This is a genomic window from Helicobacter sp. NHP22-001 (genome assembly GCF_030270165.1).
Lineage (GTDB): Bacteria > Campylobacterota > Campylobacteria > Campylobacterales > Helicobacteraceae > Helicobacter > Helicobacter gastrofelis.
On record NZ_BSWS01000005.1, the window covers coordinates 42702 to 63585 of the forward strand.

A 20884-nucleotide genomic window follows, 5' to 3' on the forward strand; every position below is an offset into this window, starting at 1 on the left:
TAGCCATTTTGTCCTCACCTAAGCATTGCTAAACATTGAAACGATGTTAGGAAAAAACATCACCTTTTCTTCCTAGAAAGGCGAGTCGCATAAAAATCGTCATGGTGCTTAAGGTGTCGGCCACATCTTGCTTAACTCACTTCAAATTTTAAAAACACTGAGGAAAGTGTTTAAATCATTGGTCTGTTTATTGAGATCGTTAGAAGACTTTTGCATGGAATCGTTGATCTTTAATAAATCTTGCACGCACGAGGCGATCTTGTCTCCATTCTCAAGGATATTTGTGGTGTGCTTGTTGATTCTATTGATGTTATCGAGATTGGCTAAAGATTGGTCCACAACACCAACGATCACGCTAGAAAGATGGTTTACATGGCTTTGCATGTCGCTTGAGTGCTGGGTCAGCACTTGCATTAATTGGAGATTGTCTTTTCTCTCTTGGTTGATCTTGGCGATGGACTCTAAGATATGTTTGACGATGGATTCGCTTTCCGTGATGCTATTTTGGGTTCTTTCAGCCAAAGCCCGCACCTCATCAGCCACCACCGCAAAGCCCCTGCCATGCTCACCTGCCCGTGCCGCCTCGATGGCCGCATTGAGAGCTAATAAATTTGTTTGCTTAGCTATCTCTGTGAGTGTGTCTAGAATGCCCCGTATATTTTGTGCCTCTGTAGATAAAGATTGCATTTTCACCACATCATTTTCTTCATTGGTCATATTGCGCTGGACATGTTCATCAATCACAGCCACAGCTGCTTTCGTGTCAGAGACATTTTTTAACACGCCCTCTAAAAGGTCTCTAGTGGACATAGACATAGACAAGCTTTCGTCTAATGCTTGCCGACTGGAGTGGCTTAAATCCGTGTTGTTTTGGCTAATTTGTTTGATTTGTCTAGAATTTGAGTCCAAACCTGCAGAAATGGTGTTCAAAGACCTAGAGATAGCCGTGTTGTTTTGCACCTGTTTAAAGATTCTTTGCAGAGTGTCGCGCATGTATTCTATGAAGACATTTACAGACCTACCCATAAAACCTATTTCATCATTAGTGGTGATGTTGATCTTATCTGTGAAAGTTTTATTGACCACGATGTATTCTAGTGTCTTATTGACCTCTTGCAATCTCTTAGAGATATGGCGCATCACCGAGAAAGACAAAATCGTTGTAATGAGAATAAGCAATGTTTCACAGGCTGCTAGAAATTCAAGATAGTGGGTATCTTTTATAATCTCAACCCTAGCAAGCTTTGTGATGTGCGCACTAATACTATCCTCCACCTGTTTAAGCAAATCGATTTTTCTTGTAATGGTATTGAACCACATTGATGGATCAACCCCAAATCCCCCCATGAGGTATTTTTTCATCAATATTTGGCGCATTTTTTCCACATCCCTAAAACTAGAGTCCTTAGAAACACGCTTAAAGAGCGCGATGCTTTGTGCATCTGCAAAGGATAGAAAATATTTTTCAAAGACTTCTTGTTTAGCCACTAGGGCAATGAAATGTGCGTATTGCGGATCGGCGGGGTCATTGGCAATAAAAATGCGGTTAGCCGTGGCGCGCTCTAGCCCAGACATCTCTTTAGTGTAAAGAAAACTGGCATAACCCATCAAAGCATTGGAGATTTCAGAATTATGGACAATATTAATAGACTTAAGCACGGTGTCAAGAAAAATTGTAATGTCCTGCGTAAAGTATGCAACCGTGCTATCTACAATCGCCTTCTTGTCTTTGGACTCCATAGCATTGCGGATCTGTGGCAATCGGTCTAAAAAATTAAGCCCCCTTTGTAGGTTTTGCACATAATTAGAGTCTAAACCCGAAATAGAACTTAAGAACTTTTTAAGATCCTCTAACTTTACATCTGTGTGTTTTCTTTGTTCTTGCAGCCTATGGGCAAATTGCACCCCACCACTCGACAAGAACCCTGCGCTCATCCCCCGCTCTTTTTGCATTTCATGCACTAACCAAGATAAGTGTTTAGAAACCTCTATTTGGTGCACCAAATCCTTATTGGACAGCAAAGGGTTGTAAGTGTCGTACAACTGCCAGAACATAAAAAACAATAAGGTAACCATAGGGATAGAAATGATCGCTATGATTTTGCCTTGTAGCCTCAAACCATTTAGTAAACGCAACGAAGACTCCTAATTAAGAAAGCACCATTCTAATAAAAATTAGGTAAATCAAGTCATCTTATGCAAAAAAAGAAAAAAGAAAAGTAGCTGTTTTCTATTTTTTTCTATGATAAACTGCGTCAAGGCTCTTTCACTACATAGCATTTCTCTCTATTTAATGCTAATGTCTAAGTGCGCTTGGTTTGTCAGTAAAAGCCATGCCTACTTATAAAGATGGTGTCAAAGGCGACCTTCCAATTATTGTTGTTTTACCATTAACTTAATGGGCAGATCATGGCGTATGTTGTGTATTAGAAGGCTTTTACTAATACCTCTTGTTTGGGGTGTGGTGTCTGCCGATGTGCGCGATGGGTTTTTTGTAGGGGGGCGGCTAGGTTTGACAAATGTGAGCCCCTCTTATGAAGCACCACAGCACAATGCCTCTAACCCCTCTGATACCCAGGCTTTTGCCTTGCAACAGCAACTCAACGCCGATATTGACAAGCTTGTTGCCAATCTCAATAACATAGCGATCAAAGCCATAGAGAATGCCTTGAAGAACAATAAGGAGACCTATAGGGCACAAAACAATCAGGTTTCTACTACAGGGGATGTAAACAACCTCGATCCGTTATCCACTCCGCTTTTAAATGGGCTTGAAAGCCAGGACAACACTTTGGAGCAGACCATTGCACAAAAGATTGGAGCACTGGATGCGATGATAGCTAACAAACAGATTCCAGATACTCCAGAAATCCAGCAAGCCAGCACCGAGTATGCCAACATTCTAAAAGCCCTGCAAGAGGGATCTAAAAATTTAATCCATGAAATCAATGAGGCGATCGATGCCTATAACAAGGCATTAGATGAAGCCAAAGCTGCCTACAAGAGCGCTCTTGAAAAACACCAACAAACCGCACAAGAAAACACCCAGTATCAGCAAAAAGAACGGGCTTATGATCAACAAAAGCAGCAATATAATAAAGCTTCAGGAGTTGTCAATGACTACAACCAAACACTAGGCAATCTGATTCAAAACATCCGCGAGTATGTGCCCCAATACAACAATCAAGGAAACCAGATAAGCAAGCCCCCTTCATGGCAGGCTTTCTTGAATAATCTTAAATCCATTAGTGGCAATCTTGATGCGATCAATGCAATGATTAGCGCCAATAAAGCGATACTGACAATGCCCTGGAACCCCCAAGAATTTAGCCAATACCAGCAAGATGGTTACCACGAAGCTCAAGGTAGCGCGTGCAGGGTGGATCAAAGTGCTGCCCAAGCTGCTGGTGGGTGGGGGCAGTATTTTATAGATTGCATACAAAACATGGTGCCCAAACTAGATCAAGGAATACTGCCCACCAATCCATACCAGCTCATAGAAGTCCAGTCATGGTTCTACCAAAAAGCGGTGTTGATCTCTGATTTGAAAAAGATCAGGAGCTATAATGAAAACACCATTCAGAATGCTGAAGAGGGACTAATCAATGCATACCAATCTTACTTAAATACTCTTAACACCTCTAGTTTTCCCACTCCTGGGCGAGCACACAACCCTTATCCAACCCCCACACCCCCGGGCAAACCTCCTCCCCCTATTAGTCCACTCCCCAACCCAAAATTTAGTTACAAATTTAATTTTGCCAGGATTGCAAGTTTAAATGTTCCTCAATTTGCCACCCGTCCCAATTTATCAGGCATGGTGCATGCCTTTAGCAACGCCTTTTACCATGACATGGACATCAATGGTAGTCTGGTGGCTAGCTACCAGCACTTTTTTAGCCAACATCTGGGGTTTTCCTTAGATGCTTTCCTAGGCTATGGCTATATACGCAGCCCTGTTTATAGCAGCCTCTCATTCTTCAAGCACCTCCAAGACATCCAAATAGATGTCGGGGGGAATTTGATCTATGACTTCAATGTGCCTAAAAACTACCAATCTCCCTTGTTTTATGGAATGTTTGCAGGTGTACAGGGAGGTAGCACCAACTTTGTGTTGAGTGCTGGCGGTCAAAATCTGTGGCGCGCCTCTTATAATTTGGATGTGGATTTGGGTCTTAGGTTTCAGTTTTCAACAAATATTATTAAGTGGGGGGTTGATCTCCCACTCCTACACCAAGACATCAATTGGCAGATAGACTCCACACATCTATATCTTGACGAGGATTTTAAAGACATTGGGATTTTTATAACTTATGAAAAACTAATCTTTTAAAAAGAAGTGAGCGTGCTAGGCTATTTGCCGAGTGTTTTTCTAAATACGCTAGCATGGGCGAATTTTGATTAAAGGAGACACATGCAAACACTAAGTCCAATGGCACTTAACAGCTTTCTACACCGCCGCTTTGCGTGCAAGAAGTTTGACCCCAACACCCCCCTATCCAAAGAGGTCTTGGAACAAATCCTAGAGGCGGCAAGACTTGCCCCAAGTTCCTATAACACCCAACCCTGGGAGTTTGTCGTTTTGCAAGGCGCGATGAAAGACAAACTCTTGCCCTATGTTTACTTTAACACCGAATTGGTTAAAAGTTGCGCCGTTTTGGTGGTTGTGGGCTATATGCACTTTAGTGAGCTTAACGCCGCTTACTTGAGCCGCTTTTACACCAAGGAATACCACGAAAGGGTCTCTAAGGGGGTGGAGGTTTTGTTAAAAGAACGCCTAAAAAACGACCAAACCTTGATTGAAGCCTATATGAAAGAGCAATGCTACATTGCGGTGGGGCAAATGACTTTAGCCGCCACTTTAATGGGCGTGGACTCGTGCATCATCGGGGGCTTTGAGGCACAAAAAGTTCAAAGCGTGCTGAACGCCTATTTTAACCCCCCAAACATCGCTTGCCTAGTGGCTTTGGGTAAAGCCGCCATGCCCACCACGATTAAAGCCCGCAAGGAAAAGGGGAGTGCCATTAAGTATCTTTTGTAAGAGAGGTTTATATGCAAGTCGTGTACAACGAAAAAGAGTTACAACAAGCTTTAGAGAAAAATATTGAGGATATAGGCATGGAGGGACAGATTGTCGCCAAGATTGCCCCCTTGGTAGGTGCCAACAACACCGCTTGGTGTATCGCTATGGTCGCCATCACCACGGCTTTCATCGATTCAACGGAGACTGTAGGGCTGGGGGCGGCTGTGCCCCAAAGCATCATGGCTAAAAAAGATGTAGCTGGGGCTGTGGATGTTTTGGGGACTGAGGCGACTTACGCAGCTATTGCAATAGCCTTAGCCGCTGGGAGCATAGAGATTTTAGAGCATTTACGCACCTACCGCTTAGAAAGGCGCGGGGATAATCGGGCTATTTTAGTCAAGAGATAGTTTGGAGTAGGTAAAAGTTTTTTTGCTCAAAAAATGTAGCGGTGATCTCCACTTCAACGACACCCCCAAGCAAGGCGTTTAAGGCTTGCACGATAAAAATGGGCTGGATGCTCTCAGCTCCGGCTATTTTCTCTCTCAAATAGAGTTCTTGCTTGTAGGTGAGTTTCAAAGATTTTACGGGGGTTTGTGGGGTGTTTAAAATGTGTGCCACGCCGGCGGTGTCTAGGAATAATGTGTCGTCTTTGGGGCTAAAACCTAGATTAATTTCTAGCGTGGGGGGCAAAATATCCAACCTTTTACAAAGAATTTCTTCGGCTAAAGTGGGCTTTAGAGTGGTTTTAGCAATCTGTAAATCCTTGATTTTAGCTTTCTTGGTGGCAGAGTGGGCAAGGATTTGGCTAGCAATCACCTCTCCTTTCGTGTTAGCATATCCTCTTAAAAGTAGATAAGTTTGTAGGTTTTGTTGTAAGAGTTGGTAGTTTTGCGCCTTGGCTTCTAACTCTTGTCGTTGTTTAAAAAGCTCCAAACGGCTAGTCACGCTAGTGGGATGTATTTGGCGGTTTAGGGGACTGATTAATTCTGTGCAAGGCTTGTCTTGCGCTTGGCGTTGCTTTTCAAGAGCGAAGACACAACCACAATAGTTTTGGCGGTAGAGTTTGTCCTTTTTGGCAAGGGCGTTTTGCTTTTCCACCCCTCCTTTGGCGCGCACATTAACATAGACAAACTCTAAGCCGTATTTTTTTGCTATGGTTTCTCCTTGTGCCTTCAGCACTTCTTGCTCTTTCATGGGGCTTGAAAGTAGGGTGGTGCTAAAACGCTTTGACCCGAGCATTAACGCCATTTGTGCGCTCACTTCTAAACGGACATCAAAGCAGACACTGCACCTTTTGCCCTTCTCTTTTTCTTGCTCCAAACCCCGAACGGCTTGCATCCACGCCTCTAAGGTGTAATCGCCCTCGAGCAAAGGGATGTTTAAAGCCATGCACGAGCGTTTAACATCGAGTAGGCGCAAGTCATGCTCTTCTTTTGGGTGTATATTAGGGTTGTAAAAAAAACCTGTAAGAGGGGTGTGGGGGTAAAGCTTTTGTATCTCTTGCAAGAAATAATGGCTATCGACCGAACAACAAATGTGCACCAACATGCCTTTTTGCATACATTTTTTCCGTTTTTAGACCATTGTATCTAAATTTGCCATCTTGTGCTAGAATATGCCTCATTTTTGATTAAAGGAATTTTATGCAGATTTTACACTTCTTAGAAAATCCAAGTTTTGCGTCTTTAGATATCCAAAAGCTCTTGGAAACAGAAAACAGCAAAGAAATCCGCATTTGTATGCCAAAAGGAAAGGAAATGCGCGAGCACCAAGCCCCCGGAGCGATTGTGGTGCGGGTGTTGCAAGGACGCATTTGGTTTGAAGTGCAAGGGGCAAAACACACACTAGAGAGAGGCGATTGTATCGCCCTAGAGGCGCACGTCCCCCATAGCCTTGGCGGACTAGAAGATAGTGTGCTTAATTTAACTTTAAGCAAGTTGGACAGCGTCCAAAGAGTGTTGGATGTAGCCTCTAATAAGTAGGGTCAAGGTTATTACAACCTAACAGTGGTGCATAATATGGCATCGGAATTGAACGGACTATAAGAACGACACAATTTTATTTTTAAAGTTTGTGATTTGAATCACCTGTTTGGTTGTCAAGCTGTCGAAGGTAACGAATTTTATAAACTCTATCAAAACAGAGTTTCGGAAGTGTCGTACAAGATATGGCTTTAGCTTCAGAACGATTATCTATTGATTCAGGGAATGGTCTACGAGGCGTTTTTGGGGGTTTGGGGGTTTTTGGGGTCTTAGAAAGCATGGTTTCAAGGACCTTTTCAATCTCTAAAACTTTCGTATTGCTCTAACAAGTCCACTTTTTTCATGGCGACTTTGATTTTTTGGAGTTCATCGTAAAAAAGTGTTTGCTAGGTGGAGTTGAGGATTTTTTATATTAGCTATCCTCTTAATCCTTAGTGAGTGATCGTGTGCACATGTTAATATTTATCACACTATCTAGACGATAGAAAAAATTTAAAAAATTGATACTTAAAGCTGATAGAATCGCATATCTTTATCTAAAAATCAGGAGTTTTTTATATGAAAGAGGCCCTATATCGTGTTTTGAGATAGCCAGCAAAGCTTATGAAAACAAGGATTACTTGAAAGCTGAGGAATACTACTTAAAAGCTGGAGAGGGTGGATATGGTAGAGGATACTACAAATTGGGCATGTTGTATTTTATGGGTAATGGAGTTACTCAAGATCATGCCAAAGCCTTTGAATATTTTTTAAAAGCTATTGAGAATGGAGAAGCCAGAGCCTATCATTCTATCGGTCTCATTTATCAATATGGGCATGGGAAACCCCAAGACACGGCTAAGGCTAAAGAATATTTCCAAAAGGGAGCAGAGATGGGCGATGTTCTTGCACAAACGGCTTTGGAAAGAATGCTGAGTAAGGGGCATTGATTAGCTGAATTGTTGCGTATGCCATCTCATGCAAGGTATGCAAGAAAACGGGTTAATGCCAATTGTAGAATAAGGAGCTTTATCAATGCTGGAGAAAGGAGTGAAGATGGCAGATAAATATCCTAATCAACATTCTTTTATCAAAGAAATTGTCCAAGAGAATGGGGTAAATCTAGCAGAGATCACAACAAACCCCGAAGTTGCAGAAGAGAAAGCCACCACTATAGGACTGAAAACTATCTGCGAGCTAAGCAGAATCAAAAAAAGCCCAGAACACCATGGAAAACGGCTTAACAATATCATTGCTAGGAATTCCCATTGCTTTAAATGTAGCATGGCACTTAGTATTTTAAAAGGGTGTCTCCATTGCCAGAAGTATATGATATGGAAAAATTCCTAGATAGAGATAAACACCTTTTTAGTTCTGTAGGGAGGGGATTTCTATGGATGCGTTGGTATGTAAGACGTGAAAATTTCAACCTACTTGATGAGTCCGCAGGTTCTTAGCGTTAAAATCCCTTTTGCAAATATCTTAATATTGCTGTGATTAAAACCCTTCTATGAAAAAGATGTTTAAAGTAATTGTAGAGGCTTTCCCACACACAATTCCACTCCTTGTAGGCTATGTGCTGATTGGAGCAACTTTTGGAGTGTTGGTGCAACAGGAGGGCCATAGCGTGTGGTTTGCCTTGTATATGAGCGTGTTCATTTATGCAGGAGCCGTGCAGTTTTTAGTGGTGGGGTTGTTAGCAGCACATGTGAGTTTGCTAAATGTCTTTTTATTAGTTGTTTTGCTTAATGTCCGCCAAATCTGTTATGCGGTTTCAATGCTAGAACCTTTTTCAGGCATGGGGAGACGGGTGTTTTACATGGCACACACCTTGTCCGATGAGACTTTTATGCTTTTAAATTTTGTCAAACCCAAAGAGAGTGCCCCACAAGATTTCATGTTTGCTATCGCTTGTTTACACCACATTTATTGGGTATTAGGCACTGCTTTGGGGGTGGTCTTGGGGAGTCAATTCAGTTTGAATATCCAAGGGATTTCTTTCATAATTACAGGGGTATTTGTCGTGATTTTTGTGGAGCAGTGGCGTGCTACCAATCGGCACACTCCAGCTCTAGTGGGGTTGTTGAGTGCCATTTTGTGTTTGGCACTCTTTGGTAAAACTTATTTTCTCTTACCGACCTTAGCTATTATGGTTGTGGTCTTTATTCTCTTTAAAAGAAGATTAGAATGAGCGACCTCTATGTTGTGTTCGCCTTACTTATCACCACTGCTACAACTTATGCAATCCGTGTCTTCCCTTTCTTGCTTTTTAATGCTAAACAACCCGCCCCTAAAATATTGACTTACTTAGGGCGGGTGCTTAGTCTTGGAGTGGTGGGTATGTTGATCATCTATGGGATCAAGGACACCCCTTTTAATGCTCCACCCTATGGATTCAATGAAATTTTGGCGATTGTCAGTGTTGCCCTTTTACAATGGTATTTGAAAATCTTTGTGCTCAGTGTATTAGGGGGGAGTGCACTTTATATGTGGCTGGTGCAAAGTAAAGTGCTGGTGGGGGTTTTTTAAATTTGTAAACCATAAAATTACTAGATTAAAGTTTATCTATTCTACTATCCATTCACTAATGATAAAATTATGGCACTAAAAATATTATTAGATATACTTTTTGAAAGCTAGCTTTTAAGTTAGAAACTTGTTTGAACTTTTTATGTTAGCTTGCAATAGTTCACCAATAAATCAGCTCTAAAATTAGCCACTCGGTTTGACTAGAAAATCAACTTCACTTGAAACTTTGTTGACTACCCTGCGTTCTGCTTAAATACTTGATATTTGTGTGTAAATCACTCAAGATCACACTTTTGGTGGCAGTGGCAATGTTAGGTGGTTTACAAATTAGATAATTAAGCCGATTACTTTTGAGTGGTTTCTGTATCGGTGGTTTCTACACCAAATTAATCTTGCCACTTAAAGAAAATCCTATCGCCTCCCTAACTTTGTGTTGGGTTACCTCTCCAATCTTGACTTTAAACAAATATCTTTTAACCCAAAAAAGCGTCCTACGATCTTTTAGACACTCTCTTTATTTTACCCCCTAAGCCATCTTTACTGCAATGGCGTTAAAAAGCTACAAAACAACTAATTCCGCCTTAAAGATTACAGTATTATAAGAGTATGCTGTAGTGTGCTGTACTACCCAATAGCTTGGCGAAATAGGTTAAAAGAGTGAAGTGTATAGATGACCATTTAGGAGCAGAAACGGTTGTATGGTAGGCTATTTTGGAGGCAATAACACTAGACCCATGGGTGTCTTTGGGATCAACACAACCGACCACACGATCGTAGCTATGCCGAGCGTCTCTGCTCTTTAAACCAATTCTGTCTAGAATTTGTCCCCAAAGAAGCACCTGATTGCTTTATCTTTTAATTCACTAAGGAATGATGTATTTTATTCTAGATACATGAGGTTCTTAGTGGTTTTCGTGTATTCTTAAATACCTACCAATACACCTACAACAGCGACCCGACCCAAAAACCATGTCTTTACACATCTAAAGCCATCCTAGAATATTTAAACTTAAACAATTTTAGCCCTCACGGCATTTGAGTGGCAAACAAGACAAAGCAAGCTAGCGAGCGTCCCCCTTGCGAGACTACCTAGTTTACCACCCTTGCAGGGGGCTAAGAGAAAATGCATTCGGGTCAAAATCGTGCTAGACCTCTAGCACAAAACGATAATTTAGAGGCACTTATGAAACAAAAAGACCTTAGCAAAATGAATAAGCGGGCTTTGCTTGCTTATGCAAATACCCTGGACATGAGCATCCTCACTTATGAAAACGAACTATCAATTTTGGAGGCACGCAAGGCAAAGGTTACAAAAGATTTGGACTTGTGAAAGCCGAAATTCAACGGGTTAATCCATCAAGGTGTTTGGGTGCATGGGTGTTTTGTGTCGCTTAGGTTTGCTGTTTTGCTATTTTTTAAGCACCATGTAAATATAGTAACCCACACCCCCCATAAACACCCCCACTAAAAAGACTAACAGCAAGCCATCGAGCAAACCCATAAAGATCCTTAGACATTGGATTGATAGAAAAGATTATACATTTTTGCCCCTCTTAATTCCTAAAATTTATAGGGAGGCAAGGTAGTTTAAAGAGGTTTATGCAACGGATTAGCTAGGTTGCAAGAGAGTTTTAGGGTATCCTATACCTTGCAACATCGTGATTTTCAAGATGCGCCTAAACCCCAAAAGGTGCCCTAGTGCAGGGTCCAGCTTGCAGCTTGCCACTCTGTCTAAAATTGCTTTTACTCAGATTTTTTCTAAAACAAAACAATAAGTCAGTTTAACTGCCTTTTTCTCGATACAGCAATTACTTTTACTATTAAAATTCGCTATGTTTTTCGTGCTTATCTCCGAGCGGTCAAAACTATGGTTCTTGGGTGGCGTGTGCTTGAGTTCATGCGCCGAGTGCAGCGTAAATCAATATTAATCAATATCAAGGGGTTGGATATGCCCAAAAAATTAAGCCCTATAAAAGCCTTGTCTTTAGCGATCTATTTAGCAAACTTAAAGGATAGCGTAGTATTATCCTTATCTCTATGAGAAAACGACTTAAAACCTTTTTCTTCCTAAACTCTCACACAACATAAAGGATTTTGGCCATGTTAAATAGAATTTATTTAGACAACAACGCCACGACCAAGGTTGACCCTAAAGTGCTAGAACTCATGCAGCCTTACTTTTGTGAGCATTATGGTAACCCTAATTCTTTGCATAAATTCGGCACAGAAACGCACCCGATGATCACAGAGGCTTTAGAAAAGCTCTATGCCGGGATCAACGCCCACGATGAGGACGACATCATCATCACCTCCTGCGCCACTGAGAGCAATAACTGGGTGCTCAAGGCGATCTACTTTGACGCTTTTTTAAAAAGGGGCAAGAACCACATTGTCACAACCCAAGTCGAGCACCCCGCTGTGCGCGCCACTTGCGAGTTCTTAGAGAGTGTGGGCATGGAAGTAACCTACCTGCCCATCAATGCGCAGGGCACGATCACCGCCCAACAGGTGAGAGAGGCGATCACAGATAAAACCGCTTTGGTGAGCGTGATGTGGGCGAATAATGAAACGGGATTGATTTTTCCCATTGCTGAGATTGGGCAAATTTGCAAAGAAAGAGGCGTGTTGTTTCACAGCGATGGGGTGCAGGCGATCGGCAAAATCCCCGTAGATGTGCAGTTAGCCCAAGTGGACTTGCTCTCCTTTTCAGCACATAAATTCCACGGGCCCAAGGGCATCGGTGGGCTTTACATCCGCTCAGGCGTAGAGCTCACCCCCTTATTCCATGGGGGCGAGCACATGCGCGGACGGCGTAGCGGAACTTTAAATGTCCCCTACATCATTGGCATGGGCGAGGCAATGCGTTTAGCTGTGGAGAATTTAACCTATGAAAAAGAGGTCGTAGGGGGCTTGAGGGATCGCCTAGAGGATGCGCTCTTAGGAATTAAAGATGTTTTTGTGATCGGCGATCGGGTGCATAGGGTGCCTAACACGACTTTGGTGAGTGTGCGGGGCATTGAGGGCGAGGCGATGCTGTGGGATTTAAACCGCGCCAACATCGCCGCCTCTACGGGGAGTGCGTGCGCAAGCGAGGATTTAAGAGCCAATCCCGTGATGGTCGCTATCGGGGCGGATGTGGAGCTCGCCCACACAGCGATTAGATTGTCATTAAGCCGCTTCAACACCGCTGAAGAGATCGAGCGCACCATTGAGGTGTTTAAAAAAGCCGTGAAACGCTTGCGCAACATTTCTAGCTCTTACAGCCACTAAGGAGAACACATGGGAAAAAATAATTTATTAGGTGGGGCTTTGTGGGACGCTTACTCTAAGGAAGTGAGCAGACGCATGGACAACCCCACGCATTTAGGCGTGCTCACAGAGGAAGATGCGAAAGCTAGGGGGGCAAAGCTCATTGTCGCCGACTATGGGGCGGAGTCTTGTGGAGATGCAGTGCGCCTTTATTGGCTCATTGACCCACAAACCGATAAAATCATCGATGCGAAGTTTAAAAGCTTTGGCTGTGGCACGGCGATCGCCAGCTCGGACATGATGGTGGAGCTGTGCCTAGGTAAAAGGGTGCAGGAGGCAGTGAAAATCACTAATCTAGATGTGGAGAGGGGGCTAAGGGATGAGCCCGATGTGCCGGCTGTGCCCGGGCAAAAAATGCACTGCTCAGTGATGGCTTACGATGTGATCAAGCAAGCCGCCGGGCAGTATTTAGGCAAAAACCCCGAGGATTTTGAAGATGAAATCATCGTGTGTGAATGCGCACGGGTGAGCCTTGGCACCATTAAAGAGGTGATTAGGCTCAACGACTTAAAAAGCGTGGAGGAGATCACCAACTACACCAAAGCGGGGGGCTTTTGTGGCAGTTGCATACGCCCCGGTGGACACGAGGCAAGGGAATACTATCTCGTGGACATTTTGCAAGAAGTGCGCGCCGAAATGGAGGCAGAAAAACGCAAAGAAGTGGCGCAAAAGTCCCTAGAGGGGGATTTGAACTTTATTGAGATGACCATGGTGCAGAAAGTCAAGGCGATCGATAAAACGATCGACACGCATATCCGCCCCATGTTGATGATGGATGGGGGGAATTTAGAAGTCTTAGACATCAAAGAGGGCGGAGGGTTTGTAGATGTTTACATCCGCTACATGGGGGCGTGCGATGGGTGTGCGAGCGCGGCCACGGGGACTCTCTTTGCCATTGAGGGGGTGTTGCAAGAATATTTAGACGAGAATATTCGGGTGTTGCCGATTTAACTTAAGTTTAGGAGGGGTCAATATTTATTAATCTATGCTAGAATGGGTCCTTACATCTTAGTTTTTCTTGGAGGCAGTTATGATACGCAAAAATCTTATCTTATTGGGGAGCTTGGCAGGTCTGCTGATCACAGGTTGTGCAACGGATAGTGGCAACACCGGCAGTGCTAGCGGTGCGACAGCACCTAAAAAGCACAAGGTGGTGTTGAATAAGGGCGATACGATTTTAAACTTCAATTACCCCATCAACATCGCTCAAGAGCCCTTGAGCCACCACACCGTGGGGATTTTAGCCCCCCATATCCAGGTGACAGACAACCTAACTCCCTACATTGACCAATTCCAAGATGCGTTGGTCAAGCAAATCACGGAAATTTTCCAAAAACGGGGCTATCGAGTGGTGCTTTTGTCTACCGAAAAAGCCATGACCCCTGAACAAAAACACAAAATGTGGTCTGTGCTAGACATGGGTGGTTGGATTGGGATTTTAGAGGATGTCAAAATGGACACCAACGACCCTGAAAAAGACAATGTGGATGTTTTGGTGGATCAAAGCTCGGGGTCTGTGTGGTTTAAATTCTTTGAACCTGAAACCGGGCGCATCATCCATAACTTCGGCGTGGAAGTGGGGACAAAACAAGCCTTTACCCACCGCTACACTTACAAAACCACAAACTCTGGCGGGTTTGCTGGTCCAAACATCACAAGCCACAAAGAATTGGATAAGAACAATGATGATGCGATCCGCAAAATCCTCAACGAAATGTACCCTTTGGTGATGAAAAAATTGGTTAATGAGCTTTCAGACACCAACATCAACCGCTACCGCCAAGCAATCGAACAAATCAAGAAATAGTTGTTAGACCTACCCACCCTAGGGTAGCCTTTAAAAAGAAAGGATAGGTTGGTGTATGGGCATCGATAAGATCAATGTTTCTCAGAGGCTCTTTGGTGGCTTTGCCATTGTGATCATGTTGATGGCTGTGGCTGCTTGTGTAGGGATTATTAGGGTGCACAGCATCAACAATATCCTCACGGAACTCACAGACTACAACGCCGTGAAACAACGCTATGCTATCAACATGCGCGCTAGTGTGCACGACCGCTCTATTGCCATTAGAGATGCGATTTTAGCCCAAAACGATGCTTATTACCAACGACAGGTCGCATTGATCCAAAAGCTCAATGATATTTACAAGAGAAATAAAGATGCAATGGCAGATATGTTTGTCCGCATCTCTGAACATGTCAGCGATCATGAGCGGCAGTTAGTGCGCCACATCTACGCCGTTGAGGTTTCAAGCATGCCCCAAATTAAGGAGGTCTTAGCTTTAGCCCGTAAGAACAACCGTCTTGCGGCTAAAATCTTAGAAGAAGATGGACTAGCGCAAAACTTCACTAAGTGGCTAGCTGCTGTGAATGCTTTCATTGACTATGAGGAGCATTTAAACCAACAACTCACCCCAAAAGCCCGCAACATTGCGAGCCATTTCGGTTTTTTGATTTTAGTGCTTACTTTAGTGATGGCAGTTGTGGGGATGGGGATTGCCTTTAGGATCACCCGCTACATCAAGGCTTCTTTGGGGGCTGAACCTCGCCAAATCTGTGAAGTGGTCGCTACGATTGCTAAGGGAGATTTGTCTAGGGAAGTGCAAACCCACTTTAAACATAGTGCTCTAGATGCAATTGGTGAAATGCAAAGTTCTATGGTGCACATCATCCGCCAAATTAACCAGTCTTCAAAGGACATTTCCCAAAAATCCTTATTAATTTCAGATTTATCTAAAGTGTCGCAGAAGAATGCCAATAAACAAGAGGACATGACCACCCAGCTCATTGCCAACATGCAAGATATCCAAGGCAGTATCCAAGAGGTGAAAGCGATTGTGGAGCAGACAGAGGCTAATTCCACGCAGAGCGTGGAGATCAGCAAACAGGGCAAGGAAGCGATGGAGGATATGGCCGCAGGGATGACACACATCACAAGTGGGGTTGAGAACTCTGCTGCACAGATCCAGTCCCTAGATCAGCACGCCCAAAGCATAGGCCACAGCACCGAGCTGATCCAAGGTGCGGCTAGAGCAGGTGAACATGGGCGTGGCTTTGCGGTGGTTGCCGATGAAATCCGTAAATTAGCTGAACATACAGGTGAAGCCACAAAGGAGATCGACCACATCATCCAGCTTATCCAAGCAGAAACGAAAAAATCCGTGGCGAGCATGGAGAATATGGTGATAGAGGTGCGCAAGAGCCGAGAGCATGTGAGTGAGGCTGTAAAGGCACTAGAAACAATCTATGATAAAGCCACGAACTCTTTAGAGGATACAAAAAAGGTCGTGTTGCACTCCCACAACCAATACGGTCAAATTGAGGAAGTCGCCAACAAGGTTAACCAAATTGCCCAAATGGCTGTAGAAGTGTCCAAGTCAATGGCAAGCAACACACAAGAGATCAGCGCATTAGAATCCACTGCCCAAAGCTTGCAAAAAATCGTCGATAGTTTCACGCTTTAGGCGGTTTATGCTATAATCAAGCTCTTATTTTGAAAGGAGTTCTTATGAAAATTCTTGTGATTCAGGGGCCTAACTTAAATATGCTGGGGCATAGGGACCCTAGGCTTTATGGTCCCGTAACTTTGGATCAAATCCACGAAAACATGGAGAATTTTGCTAAACAAAACGAGCTTGAGTTAGAGTTCTTCCAAAGCAATTTTGAGGGCGAAATCATCGACAGAATCCAAGAATGCGTGGGCAGCGATATAGAGGGGATCATCATCAATCCCGGGGCATTCTCCCACACCTCTATCGCTATCGCTGATGCGATCATGCTCGCTGACATGCCTGTAATTGAAGTGCATTTAACAAACATCTTCGCCCGTGAAGAGTTCCGTAAGGTTTCATACACTGGATCTGTAAGTGCAGGGGTTGTTACCGGTTTTGGGGCGTTTGGTTACCATGTTGCCATGATTGCGATGATGCAAATTCTAGCCGAGATCAAAGCGATTAAAGAGAGCCAAGCCCAGCAACAGCAACAGATCGAGAAGGAGTAGGGTTTGGCGCATTTTACTACCGATGAAAATGCGCAATACTTCGCTTGTGGCTACAGTTGCGACCATGCGATTTTTTTGCAATTTGAGGGGGAGGCGTTTTTCATCACCGATGCTCGCTACACTTTAGAGGCACACACAAATCTTAAAAACGCCGAGGTGATCGAAACCACGGATTTGTGGCAAGCATTGGTCGAACTTATCCCAAGCGGACTTAAGGAACTTTACTTTGATCCCACACAAGTGAGTGTACAAGCCTATAAACATTTGCAAAGTGCCTTGCCCGATCTTAAGCTCATAGGCGAGCCAGATTATCACCGCAAGCAAAGGATCATTAAAACCCCCGAGCAAGTGGCTTTGCTGAAAAAAGCGCAAGAGCTAAACAAAGAGGCGTTTGATGCCTTTGCAAAGTATCTACACACCGCCCACGCACCCAGCGAACATTTTTTGCAATTCAAAGTCAAGGATTTTTTGACCTACAGCGGAGAGTTTGACCTAAGCTTTGAACCGATTGTGGCGATCAATGCCAACGCCGCCAAGCCCCACGCCCTACCCTCCAAAGATCCCTTAGCCGAGGGGGATTTGCTCTTGGTGGATGTGGGCTTGAAGTATGAACGCTACTGCGCCGATCGCACCCGCACGGCATTTTTTAAAGAGGGCTTTAGTTTCTCTAAAGAGCAGAGTTTTAAAGATAAGGAATTGCAAAAAATTTACGATGTAGTGCGAAAAGCCCAAGAGTTTACCATTGACAACTTAAGGGCGGGCATGACAGGCAAAGAGATCGACAGCTTAGCTAGAGGCGTGATTGACAAAGCCGGCTATGGAGCTTATTTTGCGCACAGCACGGGGCATGGGATCGGGCTAGACATCCACGAGTTGCCCTTCATCTCCCAAAGAAGCGAAACCATCATTGAAGAGGGCATGGTGTTCTCTATTGAGCCAGGGATTTATCTTCCGGGCAAGTTTGGGGTGCGGATTGAGGATTTAGTGGCTGTGCAGGGCTCAAGGGCTGTTGTGTTGTGAGGGGTGCATGCAAACCTTGGTGTACTCCCCCTTTTATCCTAGAAAGTGCAAGCGGGCGTGGCGTTTAAAAAACAGCGTGGTGTGGGGAATCGGCAGTAATGAGGGCGCATCGGGAGCGATTTTTGAAAGGCTGTGGCGCTGGCTGGCAAATAATCGCATGTTTTCAGCATTGTGTTCTTCGCCCCTTTACATCAACCCGCCCTTTGGTTACACAGAGCAAAACGACTTTTACAACGCCACGCTTGTTTTCACGACTCGTTGGAGTTTAAACCAACTCTTAGGGCTTTTGTTCTACCTAGAACGCCGTTTTGGGCGTGCAAGACAGAGAGCTTTTAAAAACGCACCGAGGACTTTAGACATCGATATGATTTTTTACAACCGCGTGGTTTACAAACAAGCCCACTTGAGCCTACCCCACCCTAAGTGGGCAAAACGCCCCTCTGTCACGCTGCCCCTATTTTTACAAGCTTTGGCGTGGGGGCAGATGTGAAACTCTACACTTATAGCGGAGAAACCACCGCCGAAGCCTTGAAACTCGCCCAAAGCGAGCACGGGCACAACGCCCTCGTGGTGAAAGCCAAAGAGATCCGCAAGAAAACCCTCACCGAGCCCGGGCTCTATGAAGTGGTGGTGGCAGTGGATCAAGAAACTCCGCCCAAAACCAACAACATGCAAGAAAAGCTAGACAATCTGCGCAACCCCCCACCCAAGCCCGATGAGGGTGTGCAGGTGGACCTATCTGCGACCATCCGCGAAATGCGTAAACTTGCCGGCGTGGATGAGGATGCCCCCATCAAGCCTGCCACAATCAACGCCTCTAAAGAGCTCACAAAGATCGCCCAAGACAGCTTAAGAGACGCTCAGGTGCGCCCACCCGAGCCGGCAATCCCTGCCCCTAAAGAGAAAGACAAAGAGAAAGAAAAAGCCGATGGGGTGGCTTTGCACTCCATTAAGGGGGAGCTGAATAAAATCAACGACAATTTAAAGCTCATCCAAAACATGGTGTGGAGTGAGGAAAAAGAACAAGGACTGCTCATTCCCCACGAGTTTGCCGAAATTTACCGCCTTGCTAAGAATAGTGGCATGCATAAGAACCACTTGGATGAGATCATGCGCTTGAGCTTGGAGCTGATGCCCGTGAAAATGCGCGAGAACTCCGTAACCGTGAAGCGCTATTTTCGCGAGGTGTTGCGCAAGATGATTTATTGTCGGCACGAGGGGCTAGATTTAAATTATAAAAAAATTGTCATGCTCGTAGGGCCTACTGGGGTGGGTAAAACCACGACTCTAGCCAAACTCGCTGCCCGTTACTCTAAAATGCTGGATAAAAAATATAAGGTGGGGATTTTGACCTTAGATACCTACCGCATTGGGGCGGTGGAGCAGTTGGTGTGGTATGCTAAGAAAATGAAAATCAGCATTGAAACTGTGATGGATGCGCAGGACTTCAATAAAGAAATGCAGGCACTGGAATATTGCGATGTGGTGCTCATCGACACCACGGGGCACTCCCAACACGACAGCAAAAAAATTGAGAATTTAAAGAAATTTACAGAAAATGGGTATAGAATTGACACGGCTTTGGTGTTGTCTTTAACCACGAAATATGAGGATTTGACCGACATTTACAACGCCTTTAGCCCTTTAGGGATCGACAGCTTGATCTTCACAAAATTAGACGAAAGTCGGGGGTTTGGAAACTTGTTTTCTTTAGTCTATGAGAGCAAAAAGCCTATTAGTTACCTTTCCATAGGTCAGGAAGTGCCTATGGATTTGCTTGTGGCGAGCAACGACTATTTGGTGGATTGCATGCTCGATGGTTTCACGCACCCGGGTAGGAAACAAGCATGAAGCAAAACCAAGCCAGCGGTTTAGAGCACATCATGGAGCCCCAGAGCATCTTCAACAAAAGAGGCAAGACCAAGTTTGTGGCGGTCACTTCGGGTAAGGGGGGCGTGGGCAAGAGCACCATCAGCGCAAACTTAGCCTATAGCTTGTTTAAGAGTGGCTATAAGGTGGGAATTTTAGACGCAGACATTGGGCTAGCAAACTTAGACATCATCTTTGGCATCAAGACCACAAAGAATATCTTGCATGCCCTACGGGGGGAGGTGCATTTTAGCGAGGTGATCTACCCCCTTGAAGAGGGCTTTTATTTAGTGCCCGGGGATAGTGGCGAAGAGATTTTTAAATATGTGAGCCAAGACATCCTAGATAGTTATGTGGATGAAACCAAGCTCTTAGATGACTTGGATTATATGATCATCGACACGGGGGCAGGTATTGGCGAATTTACGCAGGCTTTTTTAAGGGCGAGTGATTGCGTGGTGGTGATCACCACATCCGACCCGGCTGCGATCACCGATGCCTACACCACGATCAAAGTCAATTCCAAAACCAAGGACGATGTCTTTGTGCTGGTGAACATGGTCGATTCGGCAGAAAAAGCCTTGCAAATCTTCGGGGGTATCCAGCGGGTGGCTAAAGAGAACATCCCCAACATGACCTTAAACTACCTAGGCAATATCCAAAACAGCAATGCCGTGAGGCGTTCGATCAAAGATCGTAAATTGCTGTGCAAGAGCGAGCCTTTCAACGCCTTTTCGTTTTCTATGAACCAGGTTGTCAAAATCTTAACCCTAAAACTTGAGCAGGGCGTGGTGGAAACCCCTAAAGACAATTTCATCGGGTTTTTCAAACGCTTGCTTAGGTATCTGTGAGGTGGTGCATGAAGCTAGAAAACTTTGTCAATTTCTCCATTGTGGGCGGGTTTTTCATTGGTTTGATCTTATCCTTGCTGAAGTTTAACCAAGCCGAGTATATTTTATTCGGCACTCTCGTGTCCACTGTGGGCTTTTATCTCATTATCTTGCTCTTTGCTTCGGTGTATATGGGCTTTATGTATCCCCGTAAGAAGTTCTTAAACAAGGCGGAGTTGGAGCGCAAATTGACCCACTTTAGCAAAGAGTTCGTGCAACGCGAAAAAGAGATGGAAGACTTGTTGAACTATGTCCGTAATTATGAGTACAACGAGGGTTAGTC

21 protein-coding genes are annotated in these 20884 nt (G+C 44.4%); 19 read left to right on the forward strand and 2 right to left on the reverse strand.

Translation table 11 applies throughout. The features are described from left to right. Positions 1–141: 141 nt before the first annotated feature. Positions 142–2055 (reverse strand): methyl-accepting chemotaxis protein, encoded by a 1914-nt coding sequence (locus tag QSJ47_RS05125; RefSeq protein WP_502875124.1) that lies wholly within the window; start codon positions 2053–2055, stop codon positions 142–144. A 409-nt stretch (positions 2056–2464) separates the two neighbouring features. On the opposite strand from QSJ47_RS05125, the gene QSJ47_RS05130 reads away from it, so the two are divergent. The 3 genes from QSJ47_RS05130 (at position 2465) to QSJ47_RS05140 (ending at position 5430) form a co-directional block, all read left to right on the forward strand. Further along, positions 2465–4333, forward strand: coding sequence for a hypothetical protein (locus tag QSJ47_RS05130; RefSeq protein ID WP_285602649.1), 1869 nt, complete (start codon positions 2465–2467; stop codon positions 4331–4333). An 81-nt stretch (positions 4334–4414) separates the two neighbouring features. Then, on the forward strand, positions 4415–5041 hold the full coding sequence (locus QSJ47_RS05135; RefSeq protein ID WP_221271230.1) for an NAD(P)H-dependent oxidoreductase: 627 nt from the start codon (positions 4415–4417) through the stop codon (positions 5039–5041). An 11-nt stretch (positions 5042–5052) separates the two neighbouring features. Continuing rightward, positions 5053–5430 carry a hypothetical protein gene (locus QSJ47_RS05140; RefSeq protein ID WP_221271231.1) on the forward strand — a complete coding sequence of 126 codons (378 nt, stop codon included), beginning with the start codon at positions 5053–5055 and terminating at the stop codon, positions 5428–5430. Here QSJ47_RS05140 and QSJ47_RS05145 read toward each other — a convergent pair. After that, positions 5420–6583 (reverse strand): epoxyqueuosine reductase QueH, encoded by a 1164-nt coding sequence (locus tag QSJ47_RS05145; RefSeq protein ID WP_285602650.1) that lies wholly within the window; start codon positions 6581–6583, stop codon positions 5420–5422. The two genes, QSJ47_RS05140 and QSJ47_RS05145, sit on opposite strands and share 11 nt — an antisense overlap. 83 nt (positions 6584–6666) lie before the next feature. On the opposite strand from QSJ47_RS05145, the gene QSJ47_RS05150 reads away from it, so the two are divergent. The 16 genes from QSJ47_RS05150 to QSJ47_RS05225 all read left to right on the forward strand — a co-directional run bounded on the left by QSJ47_RS05150 (position 6667) and on the right by QSJ47_RS05225 (position 20882). Continuing rightward, complete coding sequence (locus QSJ47_RS05150; protein ID WP_221271232.1) at positions 6667–7005, forward strand: cupin domain-containing protein; 339 nt, start codon at positions 6667–6669, stop codon at positions 7003–7005. 620 nt (positions 7006–7625) lie between these two features. Continuing rightward, entirely contained in the window at positions 7626–7934 is a 309-nt protein-coding gene (locus tag QSJ47_RS05155; RefSeq protein WP_221271233.1) for a tetratricopeptide repeat protein, read from the forward strand. A gap of 106 nt (positions 7935–8040) precedes the next feature. Further along, entirely contained in the window at positions 8041–8334 is a 294-nt protein-coding gene (locus QSJ47_RS05160; RefSeq protein ID WP_285602651.1) for a hypothetical protein, read from the forward strand. A 169-nt stretch (positions 8335–8503) separates the two neighbouring features. Further along, positions 8504–9175, forward strand: coding sequence for an AzlC family ABC transporter permease (locus tag QSJ47_RS05165; RefSeq protein WP_502875123.1), 672 nt, complete (start codon positions 8504–8506; stop codon positions 9173–9175). Then, a complete protein-coding gene (locus QSJ47_RS05170; protein ID WP_285602653.1) occupies positions 9172–9513 on the forward strand; it encodes a branched-chain amino acid transporter permease in 342 nt (113 codons plus the stop codon). Before QSJ47_RS05165 ends, QSJ47_RS05170 begins: the two co-directional genes overlap by 4 nt. A 1183-nt stretch (positions 9514–10696) precedes the next feature. Then, positions 10697–10843 (forward strand): hypothetical protein, encoded by a 147-nt coding sequence (locus QSJ47_RS05175; RefSeq protein WP_221271236.1) that lies wholly within the window; start codon positions 10697–10699, stop codon positions 10841–10843. A 770-nt stretch (positions 10844–11613) separates the two neighbouring features. Then, a complete protein-coding gene (locus tag QSJ47_RS05180) occupies positions 11614–12783 on the forward strand; it encodes a NifS family cysteine desulfurase (protein ID WP_221271237.1) in 1170 nt (389 codons plus the stop codon). Positions 12784–12792: 9 nt separating this feature from the next. After that, positions 12793–13773, forward strand: coding sequence for an iron-sulfur cluster assembly scaffold protein (locus tag QSJ47_RS05185; protein ID WP_285602654.1), 981 nt, complete (start codon positions 12793–12795; stop codon positions 13771–13773). A 79-nt stretch (positions 13774–13852) separates the two neighbouring features. Next, positions 13853–14629: an HpaA family protein gene (locus QSJ47_RS05190; RefSeq protein WP_285602656.1), complete on the forward strand. Its 777-nt coding sequence runs from the start codon at positions 13853–13855 to the stop codon at positions 14627–14629. Positions 14630–14684: 55 nt separating this feature from the next. Further along, a complete protein-coding gene (locus QSJ47_RS05195) occupies positions 14685–16286 on the forward strand; it encodes a methyl-accepting chemotaxis protein (protein WP_285602657.1) in 1602 nt (533 codons plus the stop codon). A gap of 44 nt (positions 16287–16330) precedes the next feature. After that, positions 16331–16822, forward strand: a complete 492-nt coding sequence (aroQ, locus tag QSJ47_RS05200) for a type II 3-dehydroquinate dehydratase (protein WP_221271240.1) — start codon at positions 16331–16333, stop codon at positions 16820–16822. A 3-nt stretch (positions 16823–16825) separates the two neighbouring features. After that, the gene (locus tag QSJ47_RS05205) at positions 16826–17842 is read left to right on the forward strand and encodes an aminopeptidase P family protein (protein ID WP_285602658.1); all 1017 of its coding nucleotides are present in this window, start codon (positions 16826–16828) and stop codon (positions 17840–17842) included. Positions 17843–17849: 7 nt separating this feature from the next. Next, the gene (folK, locus tag QSJ47_RS05210; RefSeq protein ID WP_221271242.1) at positions 17850–18332 is read left to right on the forward strand and encodes a 2-amino-4-hydroxy-6-hydroxymethyldihydropteridine diphosphokinase; all 483 of its coding nucleotides are present in this window, start codon (positions 17850–17852) and stop codon (positions 18330–18332) included. Then, positions 18329–19693: a flagellar biosynthesis GTPase FlhF gene (gene flhF, locus QSJ47_RS05215; protein ID WP_285602679.1), complete on the forward strand. Its 1365-nt coding sequence runs from the start codon at positions 18329–18331 to the stop codon at positions 19691–19693. The genes folK and flhF overlap by 4 nt, the downstream gene beginning before the upstream one ends. After that, positions 19690–20562: a P-loop NTPase gene (locus QSJ47_RS05220; RefSeq protein ID WP_285602659.1), complete on the forward strand. Its 873-nt coding sequence runs from the start codon at positions 19690–19692 to the stop codon at positions 20560–20562. Before flhF ends, QSJ47_RS05220 begins: the two co-directional genes overlap by 4 nt. Positions 20563–20570: 8 nt before the next feature. Continuing rightward, positions 20571–20882 (forward strand): hypothetical protein, encoded by a 312-nt coding sequence (locus tag QSJ47_RS05225; protein WP_221271244.1) that lies wholly within the window; start codon positions 20571–20573, stop codon positions 20880–20882. The last annotated feature ends 2 nt before the right edge of the window (positions 20883–20884 follow it).